The organism is Stenotrophomonas sp. 71799_Sma, assembly GCF_056482505.1.
The window spans coordinates 2,180,476-2,198,558 of the sequence record NZ_CM151202.1 but is presented as its reverse complement, the minus strand read 5'-3'; the positions used below and the strand labels follow the sequence as shown (position 1 = coordinate 2,198,558).

Annotated in this window: 18 protein-coding genes; all 18 read left to right on the top strand. The window is 68.0% G+C overall.

The window, feature by feature from the left end; translation table 11 throughout:
• Positions 1–4 precede the first annotated feature (4 nt).
• The 18 genes from fliG to ACZK4Z_RS10105 all read left to right on the top strand — a co-directional run bounded on the left by fliG (position 5) and on the right by ACZK4Z_RS10105 (position 18,060).
• Positions 5–991 carry a flagellar motor switch protein FliG gene (fliG, locus tag ACZK4Z_RS10190; protein WP_024958226.1) on the top strand — a complete coding sequence of 329 codons (987 nt, stop codon included), beginning with the start codon at positions 5–7 and terminating at the stop codon, positions 989–991.
• Complete coding sequence (locus tag ACZK4Z_RS10185) at positions 988–1,629, top strand: FliH/SctL family protein (protein ID WP_032129206.1); 642 nt, start codon at positions 988–990, stop codon at positions 1,627–1,629. The genes fliG and ACZK4Z_RS10185 overlap by 4 nt, the downstream gene beginning before the upstream one ends.
• Positions 1,626–3,011: a FliI/YscN family ATPase gene (locus tag ACZK4Z_RS10180; protein WP_005413257.1), complete on the top strand. Its 1,386-nt coding sequence runs from the start codon at positions 1,626–1,628 to the stop codon at positions 3,009–3,011. The genes ACZK4Z_RS10185 and ACZK4Z_RS10180 overlap by 4 nt, the downstream gene beginning before the upstream one ends.
• Before the next feature lie 3 nt (positions 3,012–3,014).
• Complete coding sequence (fliJ, locus tag ACZK4Z_RS10175) at positions 3,015–3,482, top strand: flagellar export protein FliJ (RefSeq protein WP_005416437.1); 468 nt, start codon at positions 3,015–3,017, stop codon at positions 3,480–3,482.
• Complete coding sequence (locus ACZK4Z_RS10170) at positions 3,482–4,618, top strand: flagellar hook-length control protein FliK (protein ID WP_125895417.1); 1,137 nt, start codon at positions 3,482–3,484, stop codon at positions 4,616–4,618. Before fliJ ends, ACZK4Z_RS10170 begins: the two co-directional genes overlap by 1 nt.
• Positions 4,619–4,810: 192 nt before the next feature.
• A complete protein-coding gene (locus ACZK4Z_RS10165; protein ID WP_049421892.1) occupies positions 4,811–5,326 on the top strand; it encodes a flagellar basal body-associated FliL family protein in 516 nt (171 codons plus the stop codon).
• Positions 5,327–5,336: 10 nt separating this feature from the next.
• Positions 5,337–6,341 carry a flagellar motor switch protein FliM gene (fliM, locus tag ACZK4Z_RS10160; protein ID WP_032129211.1) on the top strand — a complete coding sequence of 335 codons (1,005 nt, stop codon included), beginning with the start codon at positions 5,337–5,339 and terminating at the stop codon, positions 6,339–6,341.
• The gene (gene fliN / locus ACZK4Z_RS10155) at positions 6,338–6,673 is read left to right on the top strand and encodes a flagellar motor switch protein FliN (RefSeq protein WP_012510967.1); all 336 of its coding nucleotides are present in this window, start codon (positions 6,338–6,340) and stop codon (positions 6,671–6,673) included. The genes fliM and fliN overlap by 4 nt, the downstream gene beginning before the upstream one ends.
• On the top strand, positions 6,670–7,089 hold the full coding sequence (gene fliO, locus ACZK4Z_RS10150; protein WP_125895418.1) for a flagellar biosynthetic protein FliO: 420 nt from the start codon (positions 6,670–6,672) through the stop codon (positions 7,087–7,089). Before fliN ends, fliO begins: the two co-directional genes overlap by 4 nt.
• A gap of 1 nt (position 7,090) precedes the next feature.
• Complete coding sequence (gene fliP / locus ACZK4Z_RS10145) at positions 7,091–7,870, top strand: flagellar type III secretion system pore protein FliP (RefSeq protein WP_043395553.1); 780 nt, start codon at positions 7,091–7,093, stop codon at positions 7,868–7,870.
• Positions 7,871–7,952: 82 nt separating this feature from the next.
• A complete protein-coding gene (locus ACZK4Z_RS10140; RefSeq protein WP_012510965.1) occupies positions 7,953–8,222 on the top strand; it encodes a flagellar biosynthetic protein FliQ in 270 nt (89 codons plus the stop codon).
• Between the two features lie 13 nt (positions 8,223–8,235).
• Entirely contained in the window at positions 8,236–9,027 is a 792-nt protein-coding gene (fliR, locus tag ACZK4Z_RS10135) for a flagellar biosynthetic protein FliR (protein ID WP_012510964.1), read from the top strand.
• 164 nt (positions 9,028–9,191) lie between these two features.
• On the top strand, positions 9,192–11,324 hold the full coding sequence (locus tag ACZK4Z_RS10130) for a putative bifunctional diguanylate cyclase/phosphodiesterase (RefSeq protein WP_121503205.1): 2,133 nt from the start codon (positions 9,192–9,194) through the stop codon (positions 11,322–11,324).
• Positions 11,325–11,442: 118 nt separating this feature from the next.
• Entirely contained in the window at positions 11,443–12,573 is a 1,131-nt protein-coding gene (flhB, locus tag ACZK4Z_RS10125; RefSeq protein ID WP_107432403.1) for a flagellar biosynthesis protein FlhB, read from the top strand.
• Between the two features lie 44 nt (positions 12,574–12,617).
• Positions 12,618–14,678 (top strand): flagellar biosynthesis protein FlhA, encoded by a 2,061-nt coding sequence (flhA, locus tag ACZK4Z_RS10120; RefSeq protein ID WP_193391246.1) that lies wholly within the window; start codon positions 12,618–12,620, stop codon positions 14,676–14,678.
• A gap of 145 nt (positions 14,679–14,823) precedes the next feature.
• Entirely contained in the window at positions 14,824–16,446 is a 1,623-nt protein-coding gene (gene flhF, locus ACZK4Z_RS10115) for a flagellar biosynthesis GTPase FlhF (RefSeq protein WP_125895421.1), read from the top strand.
• Positions 16,433–17,320: a MinD/ParA family ATP-binding protein gene (locus tag ACZK4Z_RS10110; protein WP_125895422.1), complete on the top strand. Its 888-nt coding sequence runs from the start codon at positions 16,433–16,435 to the stop codon at positions 17,318–17,320. Before flhF ends, ACZK4Z_RS10110 begins: the two co-directional genes overlap by 14 nt.
• Entirely contained in the window at positions 17,317–18,060 is a 744-nt protein-coding gene (locus tag ACZK4Z_RS10105; protein ID WP_049401180.1) for an RNA polymerase sigma factor FliA, read from the top strand. Before ACZK4Z_RS10110 ends, ACZK4Z_RS10105 begins: the two co-directional genes overlap by 4 nt.
• Positions 18,061–18,083: the final 23 nt, after the last annotated feature.

Sequence of the window (18,083 nt, the reverse complement as noted above, 5' to 3'; positions counted from 1 at the left end):
CGCACTGACTGGCGTGCAGCGCGCCGCCGTACTGCTGCTTTCGCTGGGTGAGCTGGATGCGGCCGAAGTGCTGCGTCACATGGAACCCAAGGAAGTGCAGAAAATCGGCATCGCCATGGCCACCATGACCGACATCACCCGCGAACAGGTGGAACGGGTGATGGACCAGTTCGGCCAGGAGCTGGGCTCGAAGACCTCGCTGGGCGTGGGCTCGGACGATTACATCCGCAACATGCTGGTGCAGGCACTGGGCAGCGAGAAGGCCGGCAACCTGATCGACCGCATCCTGCTCGGCCGCAACACCACCGGCCTGGACGCGCTGAAGTGGATGGACCCGCGTGCTGTGGCCGACCTGGTGCGCAACGAGCACCCGCAGATCATCGCCATCGTGATGGCGCACCTGGAAACCGACCAGGCCGCCGACGCGCTGAAGCTGCTGCCCGACCGTACCCGCGTGGACGTGCTGCTGCGCATCGCCACGCTCGATGGCATTCCGCCGAACGCGCTCAATGAACTCAACGAGATCATGGAGCGCCAGTTCGCCGGCAACCAGAACCTGAAGTCGTCCAACATCGGCGGCGTGCAGTGCGCGGCCAACATCCTGAACTTCATGGACAGCGGCCAGGACCAGGCGATCCTGGGCGAGATCGCCCGCATCGATGCGCCGTTGAGCAACCGCATCCAGGACCTGATGTTCGTGTTCGACGACCTGGTAGACCTGGACGACCGCGAAATGCAGCTGGTGCTGCGCGAAGTGAGCGGCGAGCGCCTGGGCCTGGCCCTGCGCGGTGCCGACATCAAGGTGCGCGACAAGATCACCCGCAACATGTCGCAGCGCGCGGCGGAAATCCTGCTGGAAGACATGGAAGCCCGTGGCCCGGTGCGCCTGTCCGACGTGGAAGGCGCGCAGCGCGAGATCCTGGCCATCGTCAAGCGCATGGCCGATGAAGGCACCGTCACCATCGGTGGCAGCGCGGAGGCCATGCTGTGAGCAACGTCGTGCGCTGGCTTGCCCCGGACCTGCTGGCCCAGCCCGAACCGGTGCTGGATCAGGCGGATGCGTTCGAACTCACCGAGCCGGACCCGGAACACGAGCCGGAGCCGCCGCTGCAGCTGCCGACCCTGGAGGAAATCCAGGCCATCCAGGACAGCGCAGAGAAGGAAGGCTTCCAGCACGGCCATACCGAAGGCTACGGTCAGGGCCAGGCGGAGGTGCGTCGTCTCGCCGCGCAGATCGAAGGCATCCTGGACAACTTCAGCCGACCGCTGGTGCGGCTGGAGAACGAAGTGGTCGGCGCACTGGGCGAGCTGGCGGTACGCATCGCTGGTGCGTTGGTCGGTCGCGCCTATGAAGCTGACCCGGCACTGCTTGCACAGCTGGTCGGTGAAGCCATCGACGCAGTGGGTGGCAGCACCCGCGAGGTCGAAGTGCGACTGCACCCGGACGACATCGCTGCCCTCGCCCCGTTGTTGAGCCTGCCGCCACAACAGCGCCTGGTGCCCGACACCAGCCTGAGCCGCGGCGATCTTCGCGTGCACGCTGAAGCCGTGCGCATCGACGGCACCCTGGAAGCCCGCCTGCGCGGCGCGCTGGACGCGGTGATCCGCCAGACCGGAGCCAATGCATGAACCCCGATCCGCAGCCGACGCCGCCACCGGCCGACTGGGCCATGGCCCGCAACCTGCGTCTGGCCCGTCGGCTCGACGGCCTGCGCGTGGATACCGCCCATGGCCGCGGCCTGATCCGCGAGGGCGTGCTGCGCCGCGCAGTCGGGCTCACCCTGGAAGCGGTCGGCTGCGAGGCACCGCTGGGCGCAAGCTGCAAGGTGGAAGTGGTCGATGGTGGCTGGGTCGATGCCGAAGTGGTCGGCTTCGCCGGCGAGCGCACCTACCTGATGCCCAGCGCCGAACTGCACGGCCTGCTGCCCAACGCACGGGTGGTGCCGTCCGCGCGCCGCGGCGGCGTGGAAGTGGGCGAAGGCCTGCTCGGCCGCGTCATCGACAGCGACGGCGTGCCGCTGGACGGCAAGGGCCCGATCCGCGCCGAAGGCCACGTCGGCATGGCCGGCGTGTCGATCAATCCGTTGGCGCGTGAGCCGATCACCCAGCCGCTGGACGTGGGCGTGCGCGCGATCAACGCGCTGCTGCCGATCGGCCGCGGCCAGCGTGTCGGCCTGTTCGCCGGTTCCGGCGTCGGCAAGTCGACGCTGCTGGGCATGATGACCCGCTACACCGCCGCCGACGTGATCGTGGTCGGCCTGATCGGTGAACGTGGCCGCGAAGTACGCGACTTCGTCGAGACCACGCTGGGCGAGGAAGGCCTGCGCCGCGCCGTGGTGGTGGCCAGTCCCGCCGACCGGCCGCCGCTGGCGCGCCTGCATGGTGCCTATCGCGCTACCGCCATCGCCGAATGGTTCCGCGACCAGGGCCTGAACGTGCTGTTGCTGATGGACTCGCTGACCCGCTTCGCCCAGGCGCAGCGCGAGATCGGCCTGTCGGTCGGCGAACCACCGACCACCCGAGGCTACCCACCGTCGGTGTTTGCCAAGCTGCCGGCGCTGGTCGAGCGTGCCGGCAATGGTGCCAAGGGCCGTGGCTCGATCACCGCGTTCTACACGGTGCTGACCGAAGGCGACGATCCGCAGGATCCAATCGCCGATGCAGCGCGCGCGATCCTCGACGGCCACATCCTGCTGTCGCGGCGCGTGGCCGACAGTGGCCTGTACCCGGCCATCGACGTTGAATCGTCGGTCAGCCGCGTGGTCACGGAAATCGCCGACGAACCGTGGCGCCTGCGCATCCGCAAGCTGAAGCGGCTGGTCTCGGCCTACTCGGCCAACCGTGACCTGATCGCCATCGGTGCCTACCAGCGCGGCAACGACGCGGCCACCGACGAAGCCCTGGAACGCTGGCCGGAAATCATGGAGTTCCTCGGCCAGGACGTCGCCAAGGCCGCAGATCTCCCGCACAGCCAGGCGGCACTGCAGCGCCTGGTGGAACAAGAGAGTTAAGCCATGAACCAGTCCAAGCGCATCGATCCCCTGCTCAAGCGGGCCCAGGAACACGAGGACGCAGTCGCCCGCGATCTGGCCGAACGCCAGCGCGTGCTCGATACCCATCTATCGCGACTGGACGAACTGCGCCGCTATGCCGAGGAATACGCGAACGCGCAGATGGCGGCGACCAGCCCGGCGCAGCTGCTGAACCGGCGCGCCTTCCTCGACCGTCTCGACAGTGCGGTGGAGCAGCAGCAGGCCACGGTCAACGGCAACCGCGAAAAGGTGGAAGCCGAGCGCGCCCGCCTGATCCTGGCCAGCCGTGACAAGGCCGTGCTGGAACAGCTGGCCGCCAGCTACCGCGCACAGGAAAAGGTAGTGACGGACCGCCGCGACCAGCGCGAGATGGACGACATTGGCGCGCGTCGCGCCCGCCTGGTGCAGGCCGAAGATCAGGACGGCGCCGAGCAGGGGGGCCGCTCGTGATGCCCGCGCCATTGGCCAGCAGCGCCAACGCGCAGCCACAGCATTCCGGCAGCAGCGCACCCCGCGCGCCACGCGGTGATGGCAACAAGGAGTTCAGCCAACTGCTGCACGGTGGCTCGCCGGCTGCCGATGCACCCTCGAAACCCTCGAACTCGCCTATGCCGTCCACGCAGGGACCGGCATCGGACAGCACTGGCCAGGCCGGCGCCGAGCGCAGGCCGGACAGCACTGCCGTCCCCGAAGAGACCGCCGCCACGGTGCCCACAGCACCGGCCAAGCCGGTTGCCGAAAAGGACACCCCGGCGGCGACCGAGGAAGCCCCTTGGCCGCCACTCGGCCTGGCCGGGCTGGTGCTGGCGGTACCCGCGCCTGCCGATCCTGCCGCCGCTCTGCCAACAGTGGCCGCAACGGCTACCGACGTAGACGGCAACGCACTACCCGCCCCCGCCGCACTGCCGGCCGCCGCAGCCCTGCCATCCACAGCGGCGGCTGCCACATCGTCCACCACCAGCAGCGGCACCGACCAGACAGCCACGCTGCCGTTGCCTGAACTGGTGCTGCCCGGCAAGCGCAACGAACGTGGCGAAGACAGCGACGCAACCTTCATCGGCGACCGTGCCGCAGCGCCGCTGCTGCATGCGCCAAGCAATGCGGCCGTGCAGGATCTGAAAGCCGCGCTGGCCACCGGCAATGCCATCTTCAATGGCGAGCCGACGCCGAAGCCGGTGCTCGGTGACGATGGTTTCGACCAGGCCGTCGGCGCGCGCCTGGGCTGGCTGGCCGACCAGAAGATCGGCCACGCCCACATCCGGTTGAGTCCGGACGACATGGGCCCGGTCGATGTGCGCCTGCAGTTGAACGGCGACAAGGTGCATGCCAGCTTCAGCAGCCCACACGTGGATGTGCGCCAGGCACTGGAAAGCAGCCTGCCGCGCCTGCGCGAACTCCTCGGCGAGCAGGGCTTCCAGCTGGCTCATGCTGATGTTGGTCATCAGGCGCCCGGTGGTGACGGCAATGCGTCAGGCCAGGCCAGTGGCGGCGGCATCGCGGGTGACGGAGAACCGTCGCCGGGCGAGGCCAGCGTGTCGTCCGCGCAGTTGATCCGCCAGCGCGGGTTGCTGGACGCGTACGCCTGACAGACGTGCCAACCAAGGTTGGCACCCACCAGAGCGGGACGGTTGGCACCTACCAGTATCGCGTTGGTGGGTGCGGAGCGTGCGCCGCACGGCCCCACCGGCACCCCGACGGAATTCCGTCGCACCCCTCTGCCCCGGCTCCGGCACACCCCTTGCATATCCCGGTGAAGCAACCCTCAGGAGCTTCACCCCGTGGCCGCAGCCGCTGACAAAACCAAGAAGACCGCCGAGAAGGACAAGGCCGCCAAGCCGCGTAGTCCGATCCTGATCACCGCACTGGTGGCCGTGCTCGCCGCCGCTGCCGCCGGTGGCGGCGTCTGGTTCTTCACCCAGTCCAAGCACGAAGAGAAGACCGCGCAGGCCCCGAAGAAGGCCAGTACTCCGGCACCGGCGCAGTACTTCGCGCTGGACCCGGCCTTCGTGGTCAATCTCAACGGCCCGGTCGACGGCCCGCGCTACCTGCAGCTGGAAGTGCAGCTGATGACCCGCGATCCCGCTGCACTGGAAGCGATCAAGACGCATGCGCCAGCCATTCGCGCACGCCTGCTGATGCTGTTCTCGCAGGTCAGCCCCGACCAGATCGCCGACATCGCCGGCAAGCAGAAGCTGCAGGCCGCTTCGCTGGCCGAAGTGCAGAAAGTGCTCAAGGCCGAGACCGGCAGCAACGGCGCCGACGATCTGCTGTTCACCAGCTTCGTGACCCAGTAAGGGCCCACAGATGAATGATCTGCTGTCCCAGGACGAGATCGATGCCCTGCTCCACGGCGTGGACAGTGGCGCGGTCGAGACCGATGCGGAACCGCCGTCAGGCGAAGCACGTTCGTACGACTTCGCCAGCCAGGACCGCATCATCCGCGGTCGCATGCCGACCCTGGAAATGGTCCATGAGCGCTTCGCGCGCCTGTGGCGGATCGGCCTGTTCAACCTGATCCGCCGTTCGGCCGAACTGTCGGTGCGCGGCATCGAGCTGATCAAGTTCAACGACTACATGCACTCGCTGTATGTGCCGACCAACCTGAACCTGATCCGCTTCAAGCCGCTGCGCGGTACCGGCCTGATCGTGTTCGAACCGACCCTGGTGTTCGCCATCGTCGACAACTTCTTTGGCGGCGACGGGCGCTACCCGACCCGCATTGAAGGCCGCGAGTTCACCGCCACCGAAATGCGGGTGATCCACCTGCTGCTGAAGCAGACCTTCGCCGACCTGCGCGAGGCCTGGGCACCGGTGATGGATGTCGACTTCGAGTACATCAACTCGGAGATCAACCCGCACTTCGCCAACATCGTGACGCCGCGCGAGTACGTGGTGGTGTGCCGGCTGCACGTCGAGCTCGACGGCGGTGGCGGCGACATCCATGTGACCCTGCCGTATTCGATGCTGGAACCGATCCGCGAGCTGCTCGACGCTGGCATCCAGAGCGACCGCAATGATCGCGACGAAAGCTGGGGCCAGACCCTGCGCGAACAGCTCAACATCGCCGAGGTGACCCTGTCCAGCGTACTGGCCAGCAAGCGCATGACCCTGCGTGACCTGACCCAGCTGAAGGTCGGCGACATCCTGCCGATCGAGCTCAGCCCGCAGGTGCCGCTGTGCGTGGAGAACATCCCGGTGTTCACCGGCGAGTTCGGCATCGCCAACGGCATGAACGCCGTGAAGATCACCGCTACCCATCCGCCGGGCACCCGCCCGCGCGCACCCGTCATCCAGGAAGACCCGCAATGAACGATATCGACGCCCTCGAACCGACCCCGGCCCAGTTCGGCACCCTGCAGGCCGAAGAAGGGGCCGGCGCCGACCTCAACCTGGACGTGATCCTCGACGTGCCGGTGACCCTGTCGCTGGAAGTCGGTCGTGCCCGCCTGCCGATCCGCAATCTGCTGCAGCTCAACCAGGGCTCGGTGGTGGAACTGGAACGCGGTGCCGGCGAGTCGCTGGACGTGTTCGTCAACGGCACCCTGATCGCCCACGGCGAGGTGGTGGTGATCAACGACCGCTTCGGCGTGCGCCTGACCGACGTGGTCAGCCCGAGCGAGCGGATCCGGAGACTGCGTTGAGCCTGCTGGCCTCCACCCTGTTGGCGGTCGGCAAGACCGCCGCACCGATCGGTCCGCAGGTCGGCCAGCACGCGGCCGCCGCACCGAGCCTGTTCGGTGCGGTGCTGGCGCTGCTGGCCGTGCTGGCGCTGGTCATCGGCCTCGGCTGGCTGCTAAAGCGCCTGCCCGGCAGCGGCTTCCGCCCGGCCGACGGCATGAAGGTGGTGGCCAGCCTGAGTGTCGGTGCCAAGGAGCGCGTGGTGGTGGTCGAGGTCAACGGCCAGCAGCTGCTGCTGGGCGTCACCGCCGGCGGTATCAACACCCTGCACACCCTGCCCGAACCGCTGCCGGCGCCCGCGCCGGTGCGCGTGCCGGACTTCAAGAACCTGCCGAATTTCGCCCAGCTGCTGCAGCAGCGGCTGCGCAAGGATCCCTGACATGCGTGTCACCCGTACCCGTCTTGCCACCCTGATGCCGTGGCTGCTGATGCTCGCCCTGTGCCTGTTGCCGGCGCTGGCATTCGCCGCACCCGGTGCCCCGACCACGCCGCTGCCGGACATCAACGTCGGCAAGATCGGCGGTGCACCGGTCAGCCTGCCGCTGCAGACCCTGCTGCTGATGACCGCGATCACCCTGATCCCGTCGATGCTGCTGGTACTGACCTCGTTCACCCGCATCATCATCGTGCTGGGCCTGCTGCGCCAGGCACTGGGCACCGGACAGACGCCGTCCAACCAGGTGCTGCTGGGCCTGGCCCTGTTCCTCACCGCAATGATCATGCTGCCGACCTGGGACAAGGCCTGGAGCACCGGCATGGCGCCCTACCTCAATGGCGAGATCGACTTCCAGACCGCCTGGACGCTGACCACCTCGCCGCTGCGCGCCTTCATGCTGGCGCAGATCCGCGAGACCGACCTGATGACCTTTGCCGGCATCGCCGGGCATGGCACCTACGCCAGCCCCGACGCGATCCCGTTCCCGGTGCTGGTCGCCTCGTTCGTCACCAGTGAACTGAAGACCGCCTTCGAGATCGGCTTCCTGATCTTCATTCCGTTCGTGATCATCGACCTGGTCGTGGCCAGCGTGCTGATGTCGATGGGCATGATGATGCTGTCGCCGATGCTGGTGTCGGCACCGTTCAAGATCCTGCTGTTCGTGCTGGTGGATGGCTGGGTGCTGACCGTCGGCACCTTGGCGGCGAGCTTCAATCCGGCGTGATCGAGAGGCAGTCGAGCATGGCTCGACTCTACAGAAGCACAGTCGAGCGCGGCTCGACTCTACATGAGCAGATGGAACCCGAATGACTCCCGAACTTGCCCTGACCGAACTGCGTGGCGGCCTGATCACCGTGTTGTGGGTGGCCGGCCCGCTGCTGCTCACCGTGCTGGTGGTCGGTGTGGTGGTGGGCGTGGTGCAGGCCGCGACCCAGCTCAATGAGCCGACCATCGCCTTCGTTGCCAAGGCGGCGGCGCTGACCGCGGTGCTGTTCGCGCTGGGCAGCCTGCTGATCGGCCACCTGGTGGAGTTCACCACGCTGCTGTTCCAGCGCATTCCACACCTGATCGGCTAGGACACGCGCTTCGATGGACGCCGCCACCCAGATGGCTGCCGACGGCCTGCAGGCCTTCGGCATGATCGGCACCGTGCTGTGGACCATGCTGCGCATCGGCGCAGTGGCCATGGCCATGCCGATGGTCGGCACCCGTGCCGTTCCCGCGCGGGTGCGCGTGGTGCTGGCTGGCACCCTGGCCATCGCACTGGCGCCGCTGCTGCCGCCGGTACCGGACTGGACCGGTTTCGATGCCGCCACGGTCCTTACCATCGCCCGTGAACTGGCCATCGGCGTATCCATCGGCTTCCTGCTTCGGCTGGTGTTCGAGGCCGGCGCGATGGCCGGCGAACTGATCGCCCAGGGAACTGGCCTGGCCTTCGCGCAGATGAGTGACCCACTGCGTGGCGGCACCTCCGGCGTGATCGGGCAGTGGTTCTATCTGCTGTTCGGCCTGCTGTTCTTCACCGCCAACGGGCACCTGGCGCTGATCTCGCTGGTGGTGGACAGCTACCGGGCGCTGCCGATCGGCGCCCCGCTGCCGGACCCGCACGCCTTCTTCAGCATCGCCCCAACCTTCCTGCTGACCGTACTGCGCGGCGCATTGACCCTGGCGATCCCGCTGACCGTGGCAATGCTGGCGGTGAACCTGGCGTTCGGCGTCCTGGCCCGTGCGGCCCCGGCGCTGAACCCGATCCAGCTCGGCCTGCCAGTGTCTCTGCTGCTGGGCCTGTTCCTGCTGGCGCTGCTGGCCGGGGAAATGGGTCCGCCGGTACAGCGCCTCTTCGATGCCGCCTTCCAGGCTGCGGACACGGTCACACACTGACCGGATCATCACGTTTTACTGCTTGCCCTTCCCCCGGGTCTGCGCGTTAGAGTGAATACGCGGCAACCGGGGGGATGCCGCACGTGGCCGGCGCCGTGCGTCGGCCTGCCTCATGCATGCCCCACCGTGGTTTCCGTCGACAGGCAGGTCCGGGAGACTGACGAATGCTGGTAGGCACGTACAACCCGTGGCTGGTGGCGATCTCGCTGCTGGTGGCCGTGATGGCTTCGTACACCGCGCTGGCGATGGCCGGGCGCACGGTCACTGCACCCGGCAAGGGCGCGGCGTGGTGGTGGCGCCTCGGTGGTGGCTTCGCCATGGGCCTGGGCATCTGGTCGATGCACTTCATCGGCATGCTCGCCTTCGATCTGCCCATTCCGCTCGGCTACGACCTGCCGATCACCCTGCTTTCCCTCGCATTGGCGATCGCCTCATCGGTGTTCGCGCTATGGCTGGTTTCGCTGCGTACCCTGCCCCACCCGCGGTTGGCCGGTGGCGCGCTGCTGATGGGCACCGGCATTGCCGGCATGCATTACGTTGGCATGGCCGCAATGCGCATGCAGCCGGGCATCGACTACGACCCGGGCTGGCTGCTTTTTTCGCTGATGGTGGCGGTGGCCGCCTCGTGGACGGCGCTGTACGTGGCGTTCCGCCTGCGCGCGCAGCGCACCCGTGTCGGCGACCGGCTCGCGGCTGCCGGCCTGCTCGGGTTGGCCATCGTCGGCATGCACTACACCGGCATGGCCGCAGCGCGCTTTCCGGAAGGCAGCATCTGCGGCGCAGCCGTCGGCGATGGGCTGCAGAGCGAATGGCTGGCCATGCTGGTGGTGGTGCTGACCGTCGCCATCCTGGCCGTGGTGCTGGTGGTCTCCTGGCTGGACCAGCGGGTGGAGGCGCAGCTGCTGCGCCTGCGCAATTCCCTGTTGAGTACCTCACTGACCGACGCACAGCAGGAACTGACCCAGGCCGCACTGCACGACCCGCTTACCCGCCTGCCCAACCGCCTGCTGCTGCAGCGTCGGATCGTGCAGGCGCTGGCCGAGGCCGAACAGGGCGGCAGCCGCTTCGCGGTGATGTTCATGGACCTGGATGGCTTCAAGCAGGTCAACGATGCCTACGGCCACCAGGCCGGCGATGCACTGTTGGTTGCGGTGGCCGAACGCACGCGCCAGCTGCTTCGGCCCAACGACATGCTGGCCCGTCTGGGCGGTGACGAATTCGTGCTGGTGGTGCGCATCGAGCACGACGAGGACCTGCCGACGCTGGCCCGGCGCATCCTGCAGGCGGTCGGCAGCGGGCCGTTGCTGGCCGACAACGAACTGCAGGTGACCGCCAGCATCGGCGTGGCGATCTGTCCGGATCACGCTGCCAGCGAGCGGCAGCTGATGGCCTTTGCCGATGCAGCGATGTACCAGGCCAAGGAATCCGGACGCAACGCCTTCGTGCTGTTCGCCGACTGGATGAATGACAGCGCCGAACAACAGTTCCGGCTGCTGGCCGACCTGCGCCGGGCCATCGGCAGCGAGCAGCTGTTCCTGCACTACCAGCCGAAGATCCAGGTAGCCACGCAGAAGGTGGCCGGTGCCGAAGCGCTGATCCGCTGGCGCCATCCGGAGCATGGCCTGATCCCGCCGGACCGCTTCATCCGGCTGGCCGAACGCAGCGGTGCGATCAATGAGATCGGGCGCTGGGCGCTGGACCAGGCCTGCCAGCAGCTGCGCCGCTGGCACGATGCCGGCCACGAGGGCTGGTCGATGTCGGTGAATCTGTCGCCGGTGCAGTTCAGTTCGCCGCACCTGCTGCAGGATGTGCGTGAAGTGATCGAACGCTACGACATTGCCCCACGCCACCTGGTGCTGGAGATCACCGAAAGCACGGTGATGCGCGATACCGATACCAGCCTGCGCCTGCTGCAGGCGCTCTCGGCACTGGGCGTGGGCATCTCCATCGATGACTTCGGCACCGGCTATTCCAGCCTGCTGTACCTGAAGCGGTTGCCGGCCACCGAAATCAAGATCGACCACGCCTTCGTACGCGACCTGGAGCACAGCGCCGAGGACGTGGTGATCGTCTCGGCGATCGTGGCGCTGGGCCACGCGCTGGACATGGACATCGTCGCCGAGGGCGTGGAGACCGCCGCGCAGCGCGCCTACCTGGAGCGGCTGGGCTGCGATTACCTGCAGGGCTACCTGCTCGGCCGTCCGGTGGATGCGGCGCGCTTCATGCAGCTGCATGACCTGCCGCGGCCTCGGGTGGAACTGGCGCAGAGCCCGCCGACGCAGCACCCGCCGGGGTAAATCCAGGCTGCGCTCCCACCTGCACCTGCTCTGGTAGATGCCAACCTTGGTTGGCACATGAACCCATCACGGAACACTTCTTGCACGCACCCCGGCATCCCCTGCCGCAGTGCCCGTGATGTCCGAGAACGAATCCGCCGGCGAAAAGACCGAACAACCTACCGAAAAACGCCTGCGCGACGCCCGTGAACAGGGCAACCTGCCGCGCTCGCGCGAGCTCGGAACGGCCGCCGTGTTCGGCGCCGGCGTGCTGGCGGTGATGGCCATGAGCGGCTCGATCGGCCGTGGTGCAAGCGCCTGGATGAAGCATGCACTCAGCCCAGAGCAGAGCCTGCGGCAGAACCCGAAGGAACTGTTCGGCCACTTCGGCGACCTGCTGCTGCAGTTCATGCTGGTGATCGCGCCGCTGGTGCTGGTCTGCCTGCTGGCCAGCTTCGTCGCCCCGCTGGTGATGGGCGGCCTGCGCTGGTCGCAGAAGGCGATGATGCCCGACTTCAACCGCATGAACCCGATGAGCGGGCTCAAGCGCCTGTATGGCCCGGAAGCCATCGCCGAGTTCACCAAGTCGTTGTTGCGCGTGGCTTTTGTCGGCGTTGCCGCCGGGCTGGTGGTGTGGACCGGCTTCGACACCCTGCGCGGGCTGATCCACCACCCGCTGGAGACCGCCATCACCGACGGTCTCGGCTTCACCCTGCGCCTGCTGCTGGCCACCGCCGGCGCGATGCTGGTGCTGGCGGCCATCGACGCCCCGTACCAGCGCTGGAACTGGATGCGCAAGCTGAAGATGACGCGTGAAGAGCTGCGTCGCGAAATGAAGGAAAGCGAGGGCAGCCCGGAGGTAAAGGGCCGAATCCGCCAGCTGCAGCAGCAGATGGCCAACCGCCGGATGATGGAGGCGGTGCCCACTGCCGACGTGGTGGTAGTCAACCCCACCCACTACGCGGTGGCCCTTAAGTACGAGGGCGGCGCCATGAACGCCCCCAAAGTGGTCGCCCTGGGTGTGGATGAGACCGCCCTGCGCATCCGTGAAGTGGCCGACGGCAACAAGGTGGCGATCGTCTCCGCCCCGCCTTTGGCACGCGCCTTGTATCGGGAAGGCCAACTCGGAAAGGAAATCCCCGTGAGACTGTATTCGGCCGTCGCCCAGGTCCTGTCCTACGTCTACCAGCTGCGCGCCTGGCGCACTGGCCCGATGCCGGACGCCCCGCACATCCAGGTGGATGAATTCGGCAAGGGAGGCCGCCCGTGAGCGCCCAGCCCTCCACCGGTTTCAACACCCGCCGCGCGCTGGAAATGATCCGCCAGGGCCTTGGCGCACCGCTGATCGTGCTGGCCCTGCTGGCCATGGTCGTGGTGCCGCTGGCCGCGCCGGTGCTCGACGCCCTGTTCACCTTCAACATCGCCATCTCGCTGATGGTGCTGCTGGCGGTGGTCTACGTGAAGCGCCCGCTGGACTTCACGATCTTCCCGATCGTGCTGCTGATCACCACCATGCTGCGGCTGGCGCTGAACGTCGCCTCCACCCGCGTGATCCTGCTGAACGGCCAGAACGGCCACGACGCCGCGGGCAAGGTCATCGCCGCGTTCGGCGAATTCGTAATCGGCGGCAACTACGCAGTGGGCATCGTGGTGTTCGCGATCCTGACCATCATCAACTTCGTGGTCATCACCAAGGGCGCCGGCCGCGTCTCGGAAGTGACCGCGCGCTTCATCCTCGACGCGATGCCCGGCAAGCAGATGGCGATCGACGCCGACCTCAACGCCGGTTTGCTGACGCGTGAAGAAGCCAAGCTGCGCCGCGAGGAAGTCCGCGAGGAAGCCGATTTCTACGGCGCGATGGATGGTGCCAGCAAGTTCATCCGCGGCGATGCCATCGCCGGCATCCTGATCCTGTTCATCAACATGCTCGGCGGCCTGGCCGTAGGCGTGCTGCAGCATGGCATGCCGTTCGGCGATGCCGCTGCCACCTACACCCTGCTGTCGATTGGTGATGGCCTGGTGGCGCAGCTGCCGGCGCTGCTGGTCTCCAGCGCCGTGGCCATGCTGGTCACCCGCGCCTCGCGTTCGCAGGACATGGCCCAGGCCATGACCGGCCAGGTGTTCGGCCAGTACCGCGCGCTGGCGATCACCGCCGGCATCATCGGCGTGGTCGGCCTGGTGCCGGGCATGCCCAACGTCGCTTTCCTGACACTGTCCGCGATCCTCGGCTTCATCGCCTGGAAGGTCTACCGCAAGGGCAAGGCCGCGGCCACCGATCCGGCAGCCGCAGGCAATGACGCTGCCGCGCTCAACGCACTCGGCCGCCCGGCCGCGCCGGCTCCGACTGCCGAACTGAGCTGGGACGAACTGCGCCCGGTCGATCCGCTGGGCCTGGAGGTCGGCTACCGGCTGATTCCGCTGGTGGACAGCAGCCAGGGCGGCGAACTGATGGCACGCATCAAGGGCGTGCGCCGCAAGCTGACCCAGGACGTCGGCTTCCTGATCCCGTCGGTGCACATCCGCGACAACCTGGAACTGCCGGCCAACGGCTACCGCGTGCTGGTGCACGGCGTACCGGTGGCCACCGCCGAGATCCATCCGGACCGCGAGCTGGCACTGGACCCGGGCAGCGCGCTCGGCGCGCTGGAAGGCATCGCCGGCAAGGACCCCGCGTTCGGCCTGGACGCGACCTGGATCCAACCGCACCAGCGTGCCCAGGCCGAAACGCTGGGCTACACCGTGGTCGATCCGGCCACCGTGGTCGCCACCCATCTGTCGCACCTGATCCGCGAACACGCGCCCGAGCTGCTCGGCCACGAGGAAGTGCAGCACCTGCTGGCCAACCTGGCCAAGAGCGCGCCCAAGCTCGTCGAAGATCTGACGCCGAAGGCGCTGCCCCTGTCGGCGGTGGTACGCGTGCTGCAGAACCTGCTGATCGAGCGCATTCCGATCCGCCAGCTGCGCAAGATCGCCGAAGCACTGGTCGAACACGCTCCGAACAGCCAGGACCCGGCCGTACTGACCGCCGCGGTGCGCACCGCGCTGGGTCGTTTCATCGTGCAGGAGATCGCCGGAATGTCGGCGGAGCTGCCGGTGTTCACGCTCAACCCACAATTGGAACGTGTCTTGCAGGAGTCCACGCAGGGCAACGGCGCCGCGCTGGAACCCGGACTCGCTGAGCGACTGCACCAGAGCCTGGCCGAATGTGTCAGCAAGCAGGAAGCCCGCAACGAGCCCGCGGTCGTGCTGGTACCTGGCCCGGTGCGTGCCGCGCTGGCCCGCCTGGTCCGCCACAGCGTTCCGTCGCTGTCGGTCCTGGCCTACAGCGAGGTGCCGGAGGACAAGCGCCTGAAGCTGGTCGGAACGATCAGCTGACGCCGCCCTCCGATGCGCCAGAAAACAGACACCACTTTCGAACCAACGCAACAGACAGATACCAAGGGGAACCCGCACCGTGCAGACCACCGACCACCCGAGTTCTCCGACCGCCACCCCGCCGTCTTCGTCCCGTGACCACAGCATGAAAATCAAACGATTCGTCGCCGCCGACATGCGCTCGGCCATGAACCTGGTGCGCAAGGAACATGGTCCTGACGCCGTGATCCTGTCCAACCGCCGGATCGAGGAAGGCATCGAGATCGTCGCCGCCGCCAACTACGACGAGAGCGCCGTGCAGCGTGCACTGGAAGCCTCGCGTCGTGACATCGCTCCGCCGCCGGCGCCGAAGCCGCGCACCGCCGCCGACGCGGTGATCGCCGCGGTCACCCGCCGCCGCAGCAACACCCCGGCACCGGAACCGGTCGCCGCAACCACCTCGGCCGTGGCTGCCCTCGCCCGCGCTGCGGTCGGCGCCACCGGCCGCACCCTGGACAGCGCCGACGAGATCGTGCCGACCCGCGGCAGCACCGGCTTCGCCGCCACCCTGGCACGCGCCGCCGTCAACGAACCGGCGCTGCCGGATCAGCCCTTCGCTCCGTTCGCCGAAGCCATCGTCGCACCGGCGCCCAGCACCGCCGCACCGGCCAACCGCGCCCGCTTCCAGATCGACCCGCCGCACGAGACGCATCACGAAAGCGCGGCGTCGGCCGTGCAGCCGCCGCCGCTGCCTACCGCTGCCGTGACCGAAGCGCAACCCGGGATCGTCGCCAGCGAACCGGCACCGGTCGAAGCCAGCGACGAAACCGGCGCTGCCCCCGTGCTGGCCCCAGCCCCGGCACTGACCCTGGTGGCCCAGGACGACGCCGAGATCCGCCAGCTGCGCCAGGAAGTGGCCGGCATGCGCCATGTGATCGAGCGCGAGATGAACCGCTTCACCGACGAGCGCCTGCGCGGCTGCCCGGTGCGCGCCACCGCGCTGGACCTGATGGACGAGTATGGCTTCGATGCCGGCCTGGCCCGCGACGTGGCCATGCAGATCCCGCTGGAGACCGAGGCCCATCGAGGCCGCGGCCTGATGCTGGGGCTGATTTCGCGCAAGCTGCCGATCGCCCCGGTCGACCCGCTGGAAGAAGGTGGTGTGATCGCACTGGTCGGACCGACCGGCGCCGGCAAGACCACCACCATCGCCAAGCTGGCCTCGCGCTTCGCCGAGAAGCACGCGCCGCGTGACGTGGCCCTGGTCACCACCGACACCACCCGCATCGGTGCCCGCGAGCAGCTGTACGGCTACGGCCGCCAGCTCGGCATCGCGGTGCACGAGGCCAACAGCGGCACCGACCTGGACCAGCTGCTGGAACGCCTGAAGGACTACAAGCTGGTGCTGATCGACACCGCCGGCCTGGGCCCGCGCGACCGCGCCCTGGCCGCCCAGCTGCAGTGGCTGCGTGCCGCCCGCCAGGTCCGCACCCTGCTGGTGCTGCCGGCCAACACCAGCTTCGGCGACATGGACGAGGTGGTCCGCCGCTTCGGCGCCGCCAACCTGCAGGGCCTGGTACTGAGCAAGCTGGACGAGACCGGCCGCTTCGGCAACGCCCTGTCGGTGGCCGTGGACCATGCCCTGCCGATCACCTGGGTGACCGATGGCCAGGACGTCCCGGAGGACCTGCACCGGGCCAGTGCAGCCAATCTTGTACTTCGCCTTGAAGATTTGCGCCGCGCGGCCGATATGCCCTGCAACCCGGAGTTGAACCATGCCGTCGCGTGAGTACGCCAAGCTGACCAAGACCTTCCCGCTGTCGGCCACCCGCAGCGAGCCGCTCGGCCCTGTGCGCACCATTGCGGTCACTGGCGGCAAGGGCGGCGTGGGCAAGACGAATGTGTCGGCCAACCTGGCCGTGGCCCTGGCTGGCATGGGCAAGCGCACGCTGCTGCTGGACGCCGACCTCGGCCTGGCCAACATCGACGTGATCCTGGGCCTGAACCCCACCTTTACCCTGGCCGACCTGGTCGCCGGGCGCTGTTCGCTGGACGACGTCATCGTCGAAGGCCCGAACGGCGTACTGGTGGTCCCGGCCGCATCCGGCCGCCGCCACATGGCCGAGCTGGCCCCGGCTGAGCACGTTGGCCTGGTCAACGTGTTCTCCGAGCTGGAGCGCGAGCTGGACATCATGGTGGTGGACACTGCCGCGGGCATCACCGATGGCGTGCTGACCTTCTGCCAGGCCGCACAGGACACCGTGGTGGTGGTCTGTGACGAGCCGGCCTCGATCACCGACGCCTACGCACTGATCAAGGTGCTGTCGCGCGAGCGCGGCGTGGACCGCATCCAGGTGGTGGCCAACATGGTGCGCGACCCGAACGAGGGCCGCGTGCTGTACGAAAAGCTGACCCGCGTCTGCGAGAAGTTCCTTGCCGATGTCTCGCTGAACTACCTGGGCTGCGTGCCGCAGGATGACTGGCTGCGCCTGTCGGTGCAGCGCCAGCAGCCGGTGGTGAAGGCCTATCCGTCCAGCCCGGCGGCGCTGGCGATCACCGAGATCGCGCGCCGTACCGCGCGCTGGCAGGCGCCGACCGAACCGCGTGGCGGCGTCGAGTTCTTCCTCGAACGCATCCTCAAGCAGCGTGGGGTGACGGCATGAAAGGCGCAGCCCAGTACAGGGAAGTGCAGCGCTCGGCGGCAAACGAAGTCATCGCCCAGCATTCGGACCTGGTGCGGCGCATCGCCCACCACCTGGCCGCGCGCCTGCCGGCCAGCGTCGAGGTCGACGACCTGATCCAGGCCGGCATGATGGGCCTGATCGAAGCCTCGCGCAGCTATGACGCCGACCAGGGTGCTTCTTTCGAGACCTACGCCTCGATCCGCATCCGTGGTTCGATGATCGACGAGATCCGCCGTGGTGACTGGGTCCCGCGCTCGGTGCACCGCCGTGCACGTGATGCCGCCGCCACCATCCGCCGCCTGGAACAGAGCAGTGGCCGTGCCGCCAGCGCCACTGAAGTGGCCGCCGCGATGGAGATGCCGCTGCCTGAGTACCTGCGGCTGATGGAAGACGCTGCACGTGGCCAGGTGCTGAGCCTGGAATCGCGCATCGAGGACCAGGGCGAGCTGGACACCGTCGCCCAGGGCGGGCCGACCCCGCAGCAGGTACTGGAGCGCGGTGAGTTCGGTCGCGAGCTGGGCAAGGCCATCGGCCACCTGCCCGAGCGCGAACAACTGGTGCTCTCGCTGTACTACGAGCAGGAACTGAACCTGAAGGAGATCGGCGCGGTGCTCGGCGTGAGCGAGTCGCGGGTCTGCCAGATCCACGGCCAGGCGGTACTGCGCCTGCGTGGCCGGCTGAAGCTGTTCGAGGCTGCCGACGCAGGCCTCGAAGAATGAACATCCCCGAGGCGGCTGCCCCC

Excerpts from the sequence above, each read along its gene's own strand:
- ACZK4Z_RS10180 (WP_005413257.1), top strand. The coding sequence starts at position 1,626 with ATGAACCCCGATCCGCAGCCGACGCCGCCACCGGCCGACTGGGCCATG.
- fliJ (WP_005416437.1), top strand. The coding sequence starts at position 3,015 with ATGAACCAGTCCAAGCGCATCGATCCCCTGCTCAAGCGGGCCCAGGAA.
- ACZK4Z_RS10170 (WP_125895417.1), top strand. The coding sequence starts at position 3,482 with ATGCCCGCGCCATTGGCCAGCAGCGCCAACGCGCAGCCACAGCATTCC.
- fliM (WP_032129211.1), top strand. The coding sequence starts at position 5,337 with ATGAATGATCTGCTGTCCCAGGACGAGATCGATGCCCTGCTCCACGGC.
- fliN (WP_012510967.1), top strand. The coding sequence starts at position 6,338 with ATGAACGATATCGACGCCCTCGAACCGACCCCGGCCCAGTTCGGCACC.
- fliP (WP_043395553.1), top strand. The coding sequence starts at position 7,091 with ATGCGTGTCACCCGTACCCGTCTTGCCACCCTGATGCCGTGGCTGCTG.
- ACZK4Z_RS10140 (WP_012510965.1), top strand. The coding sequence starts at position 7,953 with ATGACTCCCGAACTTGCCCTGACCGAACTGCGTGGCGGCCTGATCACC.
- fliR (WP_012510964.1), top strand. The coding sequence starts at position 8,236 with ATGGACGCCGCCACCCAGATGGCTGCCGACGGCCTGCAGGCCTTCGGC.
- ACZK4Z_RS10130 (WP_121503205.1), top strand. The coding sequence starts at position 9,192 with ATGCTGGTAGGCACGTACAACCCGTGGCTGGTGGCGATCTCGCTGCTG.
- flhB (WP_107432403.1), top strand. The coding sequence starts at position 11,443 with ATGTCCGAGAACGAATCCGCCGGCGAAAAGACCGAACAACCTACCGAA.
- flhA (WP_193391246.1), top strand. The coding sequence starts at position 12,618 with ATGATCCGCCAGGGCCTTGGCGCACCGCTGATCGTGCTGGCCCTGCTG.
- flhF (WP_125895421.1), top strand. The coding sequence starts at position 14,824 with ATGAAAATCAAACGATTCGTCGCCGCCGACATGCGCTCGGCCATGAAC.
- ACZK4Z_RS10110 (WP_125895422.1), top strand. The coding sequence starts at position 16,433 with ATGCCGTCGCGTGAGTACGCCAAGCTGACCAAGACCTTCCCGCTGTCG.
- ACZK4Z_RS10105 (WP_049401180.1), top strand. The coding sequence starts at position 17,317 with ATGAAAGGCGCAGCCCAGTACAGGGAAGTGCAGCGCTCGGCGGCAAAC.